Below are 10,333 nucleotides of genomic sequence, written 5' to 3' on the forward strand. Positions count from 1 at the left end.
GATTTTCGTTAATGAGGGTGTGCGAGGCCCGGCCACTGTCGAAATTTCTCGACGTGGCCCGGGACAACGGTGCGGTGCGTCAGGTTGCGGTGGTGACCCTGTTCCGCGCGAGGAGCCGAGTGACGGACTTGAACTGGAACTGCTGGACCAGGACGGCGGCGACGATGATGCCGCCCTTGACCATGTTCTGCGCCTCGATGGAGAGGCCGTTGATGGCGAAGAGGTTGGTGATCGTGGCGAAGATGATGACGCCGAGCAGCGAGCCGACGATCGTGCCCCGACCACCGCTGAGCAGCGTCCCGCCGATGATCGCCGCGGCGATCGCGTCCAACTCGTACAGGTTGGCCATCGCCGCCTGCGCCGAGGTGGCCTGCGAGGTGAGCATGATGGCGGCGATGCCGCAGCAGAGACCGGAGAGCGCGTAGAGCAGCATGGTGTGTCGGCGGACGTTGATGCCGGCCAGCCGTGCCGCCTCCGGGTTACCGCCCACGGCGATGGTCCGGCGGCCGAACGTCGTGCGGTTGAGCACGACCCAACCGGCCAGCACGACCGCGCCGAGGATGTAGACGAGGATCGGGATCCCGATCACCTTGCGCGCCGCGATGTCGTTGATGAAGGTGCTGCTCGACACCTGCGTCTGCTTGTTGGAGATCGACGCCGCCAGGCCGCGCGCGGCCACCAGCATCGCGAGCGTCGCGATGAACGGCACCAACCGCCCGTACGAGATGAGCACGCCGTTGACCAGGCCGACGCAGATGCCGACCGCGAGGGCCGTGAAGATCATTCCAGCGGCACCGTAGCTCTGGGTGGCGACCGTGGTGCACCAGACACCGGCCAGCGCGACGATCGCCCCGACCGACAGGTCGATGCCACCGCCGATGATCACGAACGTCATGCCGACCGTCACCACGCCGACGACCGAGGCGAGTTGAAGGATGGCCAGGACGTTGTTCCAGACCCAGTTCGGGTCTCCGTAGAGATCCGGCTTGGTGATCGCGCCAACCACGATCAGCGCGGCCAACACGCCGATCAGACCCAGGTTGCGCTTCGCGCCGTCGCCGCCGTCGCCCCGCCACCAGGAGAGCCGACCCGCGGATGCTGCTTTATCGCCGGCCACCGCCGTCTCCGCCGGGTCCACCGGCGGCGACTGCGCCGGAAGCTGCGGGCGCTCCGGTGTCGCGGTGGGAGTGGGAGTCGCGTCGCTCATGCCGGTGCGCCTTCCATCAAGGACCCCGCCATCACGAGGTCGAGCACAGTGTTCTCGTCGAGTTCGCCGGCCGCGGCCTCGCGGACGACCCGGCCTTCCCGCATCACCAGCACCCGGTCGGACAGACCCAGCACCTCGGGCACCTCGCTGGAGACCAGCAGCACGCCGACGCCCTGGGCGGCCAACGCCCGGATGACCTGGTAGAGCTCCGCCCGGGCGCCGACGTCCACGCCCCGGGTGGGCTCGTCGAGCAGCAGCAGCTTGGTGCCGCCGAGCAGCCATCGCCCGACCACGACCTTCTGCTGGTTACCGCCGGACAGCGTGCGTACCGGCCGGTCGACGTCCCGGGGCCGCAGCTCCAGGGTCTCGGCGATCCGGTCCGCCTCGGCACGTTCCTTGGCGGCGTTGGTGAAGCCGAGCCGCGCGTACCGGCCGAAGGTGGCCAGCGTGACGTTGCGGTAGATCGGCTCACCGAGCAGCAGCGCCTGGCTCTTGCGTTCCTCCGGGGCCATCCCCATGCCGGCCCGCACCGCCGCGCCCACACCGGGGCGCAGCACCTTGCCGTTCATCCGGACCGAGCCGGCCTCCGGGAGACGCGCACCGTAGATGGTCTCCAGCAGCTCGGAACGGCCGGAGCCGACCAGCCCGGCGATGCCGACGATCTCCCCGGCACGCACGTTCAGCGAGACGTCGGCGAACTCGCCGGCCCGGGTCAACCCCTCCACCTGGAGCAGGTCGGCACCCGCGGTGTCGTCGCTCGGCCGGTCCGGGAAGACGTACTCGATGGTCCGGCCGGTCATCCGGCTGACCAGGTCGCGGGTCGGGGTGTCGCGCGCCGGCAGGTTCGCCGCGGTGGTCCGGCCGTCCTTGAGTACGGTGACCCGGTCGCCGATCTCGCGGATCTCCTCCAGGCGGTGGGAGATGTAGATGACGGCGATGCCCTGAGCGGTCAGCTCCCGGATGATCCGGAACAGGTTGCCGACCTCGTCGTGGGCCAGCACCGCGCTCGGCTCGTCCATGATGATCAGTCGGGCCTCGTGCGACAGCGCCCGGGCCATGCTGACGATCTGCTTGCCCGCCGCCGGCAGTGACCGGACCATCCGCCCGGGCGGGATCTCGCCGTGGCCGAGCCGGCTGAGGATCTGCCGGGTGTGCCGGGCCATCCGGCCGCGGCGGACGAACCCGAAGCTGCGGTACTCGTGGCCGAGGAAGGCGTTCTCCGCCACCGACAGGTCCTCGACGAGGTCGAGCTCCTGGTAGATGGTGGCGATGCCGGCCTTCATGGCGGCCTGCGGGTTGGCGAAGGTGGCCGGCTCACCGCGCCACTCCACCTGCCCGGAATCCGGTTGGTGCACCCCGGAGAGCACCTTGATCAGGGTGGACTTGCCGGCGCCGTTCTGCCCGAGCAGGCAGTGCACCTCGCCGGCACGCACCTCCAGCTGCACGCCGTCGAGCGCGCGTACGCCGGGGAAGGTCTTGACCAGATCGGTAAGGCGCAGGACCACCTCGCCCGCGACGGTGTCGGCGGGAGCCTCGACCAGCGGTGCTTCGGCGACGGCCTCGGCCGACGCGGTGGCGGGGTCATCCTCGGGCAGAGCCACAGTCTCCTCCTCGCTCACGACAGGATCTCGGTCGGTTTCATGACGCGTCCGCGAAGGCGACGTCGCTCGCGAGCACCGCCGCCCCGGTGACACCGGCACGACCACCGAGCTCGGACAGCACGACGGGCAGGTTGCCGGTGGCCAACGGCAGCGAACGGCGGTAGACCACGCTGCGGATCTCGGCAAGCAGGATGTGCCCGAGCTGGGCCAGCCCGCCGCCGATCACGATCATGGACGGGTTGGTGAAGCTCACCAGGCCGGCGAGCACACCGCCGACCCGCCGTCCGCCGTCACGGATCAGCTGGATGCAGGCCACGTCGCCCTCGACGGCACCCTCGGCGACGTCGAGAGCCGTGACCACACCGCGCAGCGCCATCCGCTCGGCCAGCGCCGGCGAGACGCCGCTGCGCGCGGCGGTCGTGGCCTCCTTGGCCAGGGCGGCACCGCTGAACAGCGCCTCCAGGCAACCGACGTTGCCGCAGGAACACATCGGCCCGTGCGAGTCGACCTGGATGTGACCGATGTCGCCGGCGCAGCCGTCGGTGCCCCGGTAGACCTCGCCGGTGAGGTAGATGCCGCACCCGATGCCGGTGCCGATCTTCACGAAGAGGAAGTCGTCCACCGAGTGGGCCACCCCACCGTGTCGCTCACCGATGGCCATGATGTTGACGTCGTTGTCGACCACCGCCGGGCAGCCGTGCTCCCGGCTGAGCAGCTCGCGCACCGGGAACCGGTCCCAGCCCGGCATGATCGGTGGCGAGACCGGCACACCGTCGCGGAAGCTGACCGGGCCGGGTACGCCGATGCCGACGGCGTCCAGCCGCTCGTACGCGCCGTCGACCCGGGCCTTGTGCAGCAGCTCGTTGACCCGTTGCAGGGTCACCTTCGGACCGTTGCGGATGTCGGCGGCCTCGCCGTAGTGGGCCACCGGTTCGAGGCGGCCGTTGACCACTTCGATGTCCATCGAGCTGGCACCGAGGTCGACGGCGGCGAAGCGGAGCTTCGGGTTCAGCTCGACCAGCGTCGAGCGACGCCCACCCCGGGAGGCGGCGAGCCCTGCCTCGGCGACGTAGCCCAGCGCGACCAGACGGTCCAGTTCGGCCAACATGCGCGGGCGCGGCATCTGGAGTCGGTCGCCCAGCTCGGCCCGGGACACGGCGCCCTCGTCGCGGAGCAACCGCAACAGTCGCACGTGCAGGGGGTCGACGGTCCGCACCGGGGGGTCACCTCTTCATCAGCCGCGTTCACATCGACGTCATGTCGATGTGTTGTGTTCGACACAGTAAGAGTGCTCTTCGTGCCTGTCCAGAGCTTCGGCTGATCTGTCGCTAACTTTTGCTCAAACGGACAGAAGTTTTGGTCGTGCCTGCAATGGAGCGGAGTGGCGTCACCGTGCATCACCCACCCCGCCGACCCCTACCGACCCGGCGCGGAGCACGGCGAGGACAGACCGCCGGCCGTGCCGTCAGCCCCGGGACGCACCCCGGGGACGCCGGCCGCCGCCGCCAGCCGGCCGTGGGCGTCGGCCGTACCCAAGCAGCGATTACGCCATCGGAACGGGCCTGCCATAAAACGTCGACCCATCGATGTCAAGCGCTGCGGCAATTACTACAGACGTTGACAGTCATCTACGCGACAGATAGCGTTCTGGACATCGGCAGCTGCGGGGGTTAATCGCGCACCGCAAATTCCCTATTCGCGATGACCTGCCGTTCTGGCGTGCTCGGACACCTCGATGGGAAGGAACCAGATGAATCGAACGAAGCGCTTTGTCGCGGCCGCATCCGTGGCGACATTCATCGCGCTCGTCGCACCATCGGCAGCCCAGGCGGCACCCACCTCGACCGGCACCAACGTCGCCGCGGCGGTCGCGTCGCCCACCCGGCAGGCCGCCTCAACTGCTGCTGAAGGGGACTTCACTACGCTCGGCAACTGCACCGCCGGCATCTTCTGCGGCGAGGTGAAGAACCGGCTCGGCCGATCGATCAAGCTTTCGGGCAACTGGCCGACCAACAGCAAGACGATGTGGCTGCCGGCCGGCCAGGGCAGCGCATCCGACTCGCGATACTACTACGACTTCCGGGACACCGACGGATTCCAGGTGCCCAGCGGTTACATTTACTACGACAGCGTGGGTAACAAATATTACCCGGGTTGGCACAAGGTGAACGACCTGCAAACAGTCACGCTCAACGGCTGGTGCCTCACCTCAGCCTGCAGTTAACGGTCGGCTCCAAAAAAATGCGCGCGTCCTTGGCTGCCGGGTCCTGCACGGGCCCGGCAGCCAAGGACGCACCGCCTCAGTCGACCGAGCCGCGCTGGTTGTGCTTCTTCCTGAGCTTGCGGTCGTCGCGCAGCTCGACGTACGGCTCGTCGTCGACCGAGTGCCCGGCCGAGATGGCGCGGCCCCGCTCCAGCTCGGCGTCGAACTCGGCACCCAGCAGGATCGCGATGTTGCTCAGCCAGAGCCAGACCAAGAAGATGATCACCCCGGCGAGCGCACCGTACGTCTTGTTGTACGAGCCGAAGTTGCTCACGTAGAAGGCGAACAGGCCGGAGATCACCAGCCAGATCACCACGGCCAGCACGCCACCGGGGCTGACCCAGCGGAAGCCGCCGTGCCGGGCGTTCGGCGAGGCCCAGTAGAGGATCGCGAACATCAGGCTGACCAGGATCAGCAGGACCGGCCACTTGGCGACGTCCCACACCGTGACAGCCGTCGAGCCCAGCCCGATCACGTCACCGACCGATTCGGCGAGACGACCGGTGAAGACCACGATCACCGCGCTGACCAGCAGCAGCACCCCGACCACCGCGGTCACGCCGAGCCGGATCGGGAGCGTCTTCCAGATCGGCCGCCCCTCCGGCACGTCGTAGATGGTGTTCGAGGCGCGCATGAACGCGCCGATGTAACCGGACGCGGACCAGAACGCGGCCAACAGACCGACGATGGCCGCGATGCTGGCCAGGCCGCCGTTCTTGTCCGCCGTGCCGATCGCGTCAGTGAGGATCTGCCGGATGCTGCCCTCCGGCACCGCCTGGTTGACGGTGTCCGTGACGCCCTGGGTGGCGGTCTCGCCGAGCAGGCCGAGGATCGAGATCAGCACCAGCAGGCCGGGGAAGATGGACAACACCCCGTAGTAGGTCAACGCCGCCGCCCAGTCGGTCAGGCTGTCGTCCTGGAATTCGCGGACCGTCCGGCGCAGCGCCGCCTTCCAACCGCTGCCGGGCAGATCGGTGGGGCTGTCCGGGCCCGCGTCGGGCCCGACCGGCGCGTTCGCGGGATCACGCTCCCGCTCCCGCTGGGCGGAAGACTCGTCCGAGGCCATCGCCCCTCCTCTTCGTCGGTGGTGTCACCACCGGACATGCCCCGTCAACCCGCGCGGATAACCCCTACCTGTAGAGCAACCTGCCCATCCGGCGAGAGGCCACGAACAGGCCGACCACCAGCATCACCAGCAGGTAGAGCACGTCGAGCACCCAGACCCAACCGCCGCCGCCCAGCGCGACCCCGCGGATCAGGTGCACCGACCGGTACAACGGAGTGACCTCGACCAGCCAGTGCAGCAGAGTCGGGTAGGCCTGCGCCGGCACGAAGGTGCCCGAGAACAGGAACAGCGTGAACTGCGCGGAGGCCACCAGGTCGAAATCCTGCCAGCTGCGCATGAAGGTGGAGATCGCCATGCCGAGCGCCCCGAACGCGAACCCGACCAGCACCGCGGCCGGCAGGGCGACCAGCGCGCGAGTGACGCTGGTCAGATCCAGAGCGACCATCACCCCGAGGAACGCGGCCGAGTAGGCGCTGCCCCGCAGCATCGCCCAACCCAGCTCACCCACGGCGATCTCGAACGGCCGTACCGGGGTGGCGATCATCCCGTCGTACAGCTTCATGTATTTCATCTTGCCGAAGAAGTTGAAGGTGGTCTCCGAGAGCGCCCCGGTCATCGCCGAGGAGGCGAGCATCGCCGGGGCCACGAACTCGGCGTACGAGACCAGTCGGCCGTCGGGCAGCGGCAGGTCGCCGACGAGCGCCCCCACGCCCACCCCGATGGAGAGCAGATAGAGCAGCGGCTCCACGAAGCCGGACAGCAGCAGCAGCCAGTAGACCGACTTCAGTGCCGAGAGGTTGCGCTCGACCACCGACGCCGACCGCCGGGACGCGGCGGAGACGTCGACCAGCCGGGGCAGCATCAGCGTGACCACGGCGGCCTCCCTAGACGACGAGCTTGCGACGGAACGTGCGCAGCGCCAGCAGCCAACCGACGGCGGCCCAGGCGGCCAGGTAGAGCACATGCCCGACGATCGACCACTGTGGGGCGATGCCGAGCGTGGCCGCGCGACACAGGTCCACGGCGTGCCACAGCGGCGTCACGTACGCCAGCCACCGCAGCGCGTCGGGCAGTGACTCGACCGGAAAGAACACCCCGGCGAAGAGCGTCATCGGGATGACGGCGAACCGGAACAACATCGCGAGCCAACTGTCGCTGGACACCGACGCGGCGTACGCGAAGGTCGGCGCGGCGACGGCCAGCACGAGCAACGCGACCACCGGCAGGGTGACCACCGCCCACGGCGACCGAAGCGCCCCGAACAACCCGGTCACCAGCAGGAACGCCACGATCGTGGTGAGCACCCGAAACAGCACGAAGGCCAGGTGCCCGGCCACGATGTCACCCACCCGCAGCGGCGACGCGCTCTGCGCGAAGTAGGTCTTGACCCACTGGAAGTTGCTGAACACCGGCCAGGTCGCGTCACCGACGGTCACCTGGAGCGCGGTCGAGGCGATCAGCCCGGGGACCAGCCAGTCGAGGTAGCGCACCCCGCCGACACCCTGGTCGATGTAGGCGCCGACGCCCATCCCGAAGCCGAGCACGGTCAGCACCGGCAACAGGAACGAGGAGAACACCCCGGCCCGCCAGGTGCGTCGCAGACCCACCAGATAGTGCTCGAAGACGGCGTACGCCGGCACCCAGGGGAACCGCCCGCGCGTCGCTGTCGCCACGCTCACCACGACCACCCCCACCCACCGTGCCGACCACCACGACCTGTCTACTCCCGGGGTACGACAGGCCGCCGGTCACCCTACGACGACCCCGGCGACGTGTCGCCCGGGTTTCGCCGGGCTGGGTCTCGCCGCGCCGGGTCTCGCGTTGATCGACTCGGTTTTCAGGAAGTCGCGGTGTCAGAGCCGCCCCGATGCCCCGACTTCCTGAAAGCCGAGTTGATCTGGACGGCGTGGCCGCCAGCTAGCGGCCAACCGCGTCGGACTTGACGAACGCACGCCACGCGCCGGGCGGGAAGACGAGCGCGGGGCCGGTCGGGTCCTTGGAGTCGCGGACGGCCACCAGCCCGGGCAGGTTGTCGGCAACCTCCACACAGTTGCCGCCGTCCGGGCCGCTACGAATGCTCTTGCGCCACCGGGCACCGGTCAAATCCATGTCTCCGCCACTTCCGCCATGAGATCGAGGGATTGCCCGTGCGATAGTGCCTCACCGCGGATCGACTCCCACACCTCGACCATCTGACGGACATAATCGGCGCGGTCGATGACCTGCCCGTGACGCTGTCCGGCGAGGTAGACAAGGTCCTCCGCCTGTGACGAGCTGGCGATCACGAACGACCCTCCGAGCCCAGCGTAAGCACCGACGGGACTCGGCACTACCTGGATGCGGACCCTCGGGAACGCCGTGCCGAGCTTCACGAGGTGCTGAATCTGCTCGCGCATAACTTCGGGCCCACCGACGGATCGGTGCAGCACGTGCTCGTCGATCACGGCAGTGATCAGCGGAGGCCGATCTCGGGTGAGGAGCCTCTGCCGGTCCAACCGGGTTGCCACCTGCTGCTCGACCTCGTCCGCCGCGAACAAGCCGCCACCGGTCAGTAGTGCGCGGGCGTACCCCTCGGTCTGCAAGAGGCCCGGCACACACAGCGGCTCGAACGAGCGCAGCGCGGTGGTCTCCTGCTCGATGCCGGCCCAGTCGCGGAACCACGGCACCACGGCCTCCCGGCTGATCCGCCGCTGGATGCGCTCGAACCGACCGTCGACCCCGAACACGGCGTCACACCGGCGGGCGAAGTCCAGACTCGGCCGGCGCTCGGATGTCTCCACCTTGGCCACCAGCGCCCCGGAATAGCTCAACGCCTCGGCCAGCGCCGTCTGCGACATCCCACTGACGGCCCGGGCCAGCCGCAGCTCCTCGGCGAAGTGCTCCAGCATGGACGAACTCTCCACGGACAACCCCCGTACATTCCCGTACCGTGCCGGGCCGATCGCCGTACGCGCTGGTCGTCGGCGTGCGGAACCTCCCACCGTAGTCGGGTTCTCACCAGACTGTCACGCAGCGGAACCGCTCACGGGATCAGACGGCGGGCGGAACCAGGCCGGGAGCGCCCCGTGACCCCCGATCCGGGGCGCTCCCCACCACCTGATGGAGGTTCCCTCGTGCGACTCACCTGGTCGGTTCATGACGGCGGCCGGCGCTGATGCCCCGGTACCGCCCACACGTGGCCGCACGCCCGTCCTGGCGCTGCCGGGTCTGCGGCGCGGCATGGCCCTGCTCGCCGGCTCGCCTGGCGCTGCTCGGCGAGTACCGCGAGGACCGGATCAGCCTGCTCGTCTACCTCGCCGCGTTGCTCTACGAGGCGGCTGGGGACCTCGCCGGCCAGGCCGGCCACGACCGGCTGAGCGACCGATTCATCACCTGGGCCAGGGCCCGTTGAGCGGTGACAGCCGGTCAGGCCGGCCGGTAGGCGCGGACCAGCGCCTGGACGGCGTAACCGAGCAGCAGTACTCCCGCCCCGGCGCCGACGACCAGACCGGCGGACACCGCCGAGGCGAGGCCGGTGACGAGCCCCGCCGCCGCCACCACGCACAGCGCGGCACCGAGCGGCCGGAGCAGCGGGTCCCGCAGCAGCGGGGCGAGCGGGAAGAAGTGCAGGCCGACCACCAGACAGACCAGCACCGGGACGTACTCGGACCAGCCGGCGGCGACCAGCACGGCGGCACCCAGCCCGGCGGCGGCGAACTCGGCGACGACGATGAGCAGGTACGGGCGGTCGGCTGCCCGGTCCCGAGGGCTGCCGGCACCCCGTAGTCGGGCGGACAGCACACCACCCGCCACGGCGGTGAGCAGCGCGACGATGCTGCCCACCACGAGCAGGGCACGAAGCGGTTGCTCCGCCGCCGGCACACTGAACCAGACCATCGCGAAGACGCCCAGGTAGAGGGCGGTCAGCCCGGCCTGACGTCGGTTGGCGATCAACAGATCAGACATGAAACCCCCAGGTACGAAAGATCGCCGGTCACCCTACGACGACCCCGTCGACCTGTCGCCCCGCTTCTCGCCCCGCCGCCCTGGGCCGGCGCGCAAACCCAGCCGTCTGATCGACTCGGACATCAGGAACCCGCCGCCCTGAGCCGGCGCCCCGACCCCACCGCTTGATCGACTCGGATGTCAGAAACCCGCCGCCCTGAGCCGGCACACCGACCCCCCCGCTTGCTGGACACGGGCTTCACGGAGTCGGG

11 protein-coding genes are annotated in these 10,333 nt (G+C 69.4%); 2 read left to right on the forward strand and 9 right to left on the reverse strand.

What is annotated here, in order from left to right:
• Window positions 1-79: 79 nt before the first annotated feature.
• From LADH09A_RS02710 to LADH09A_RS02720, 3 genes are all read right to left on the reverse strand, one after another.
• Window positions 80-1,207 carry an ABC transporter permease gene (locus tag LADH09A_RS02710; RefSeq protein ID WP_238643146.1) on the reverse strand — a complete coding sequence of 376 codons (1,128 nt, stop codon included), beginning with the start codon at window positions 1,205-1,207 and terminating at the stop codon, window positions 80-82.
• Window positions 1,204-2,712 (reverse strand): sugar ABC transporter ATP-binding protein, encoded by a 1,509-nt coding sequence (locus LADH09A_RS02715; protein ID WP_238643155.1) that lies wholly within the window; start codon window positions 2,710-2,712, stop codon window positions 1,204-1,206. The genes LADH09A_RS02710 and LADH09A_RS02715 overlap by 4 nt, the downstream gene beginning before the upstream one ends.
• A gap of 133 nt (window positions 2,713-2,845) precedes the next feature.
• Window positions 2,846-4,024 (reverse strand): ROK family protein, encoded by a 1,179-nt coding sequence (locus LADH09A_RS02720; RefSeq protein WP_238643147.1) that lies wholly within the window; start codon window positions 4,022-4,024, stop codon window positions 2,846-2,848.
• Between the two features lie 534 nt (window positions 4,025-4,558).
• On the opposite strand from LADH09A_RS02720, the gene LADH09A_RS02725 reads away from it, so the two are divergent.
• Window positions 4,559-5,032 (forward strand): hypothetical protein, encoded by a 474-nt coding sequence (locus LADH09A_RS02725; protein WP_238643148.1) that lies wholly within the window; start codon window positions 4,559-4,561, stop codon window positions 5,030-5,032.
• Window positions 5,033-5,108: 76 nt separating this feature from the next.
• On the opposite strand, the gene LADH09A_RS02730 is transcribed toward LADH09A_RS02725, so the two are convergent.
• From LADH09A_RS02730 to LADH09A_RS02750, 5 genes are all read right to left on the reverse strand, one after another.
• The gene (locus LADH09A_RS02730) at window positions 5,109-6,137 is read right to left on the reverse strand and encodes a YihY/virulence factor BrkB family protein (protein ID WP_238643149.1); all 1,029 of its coding nucleotides are present in this window, start codon (window positions 6,135-6,137) and stop codon (window positions 5,109-5,111) included.
• Window positions 6,138-6,201: 64 nt separating this feature from the next.
• Window positions 6,202-7,011, reverse strand: coding sequence for an ABC transporter permease (locus LADH09A_RS02735; RefSeq protein ID WP_238643150.1), 810 nt, complete (start codon window positions 7,009-7,011; stop codon window positions 6,202-6,204).
• 10 nt (window positions 7,012-7,021) lie between these two features.
• Entirely contained in the window at window positions 7,022-7,819 is a 798-nt protein-coding gene (locus tag LADH09A_RS02740; RefSeq protein ID WP_238643156.1) for an ABC transporter permease, read from the reverse strand.
• 235 nt (window positions 7,820-8,054) lie between these two features.
• Window positions 8,055-8,246 carry a DUF397 domain-containing protein gene (locus LADH09A_RS02745; RefSeq protein ID WP_238643151.1) on the reverse strand — a complete coding sequence of 64 codons (192 nt, stop codon included), beginning with the start codon at window positions 8,244-8,246 and terminating at the stop codon, window positions 8,055-8,057.
• On the reverse strand, window positions 8,237-9,025 hold the full coding sequence (locus tag LADH09A_RS02750) for a helix-turn-helix domain-containing protein (protein WP_238643152.1): 789 nt from the start codon (window positions 9,023-9,025) through the stop codon (window positions 8,237-8,239). Before LADH09A_RS02750 ends, LADH09A_RS02745 begins: the two co-directional genes overlap by 10 nt.
• A 287-nt stretch (window positions 9,026-9,312) precedes the next feature.
• Here LADH09A_RS02750 and LADH09A_RS02755 point away from each other — a divergent pair, with 287 nt between their 5' ends.
• The gene (locus tag LADH09A_RS02755) at window positions 9,313-9,528 is read left to right on the forward strand and encodes a flavin reductase (protein ID WP_238643153.1); all 216 of its coding nucleotides are present in this window, start codon (window positions 9,313-9,315) and stop codon (window positions 9,526-9,528) included.
• A gap of 14 nt (window positions 9,529-9,542) precedes the next feature.
• Here the strand turns inward: LADH09A_RS02755 and LADH09A_RS02760 are convergent, their stop codons facing one another.
• The gene (locus tag LADH09A_RS02760) at window positions 9,543-10,082 is read right to left on the reverse strand and encodes a hypothetical protein (RefSeq protein ID WP_238643154.1); all 540 of its coding nucleotides are present in this window, start codon (window positions 10,080-10,082) and stop codon (window positions 9,543-9,545) included.
• Window positions 10,083-10,333 lie beyond the last annotated feature (251 nt).

This window comes from Micromonospora cabrerizensis, assembly GCF_022230955.1.
In the GTDB taxonomy this organism is placed as follows: Bacteria; Actinomycetota; Actinomycetes; order Mycobacteriales; family Micromonosporaceae; genus Micromonospora; species Micromonospora cabrerizensis.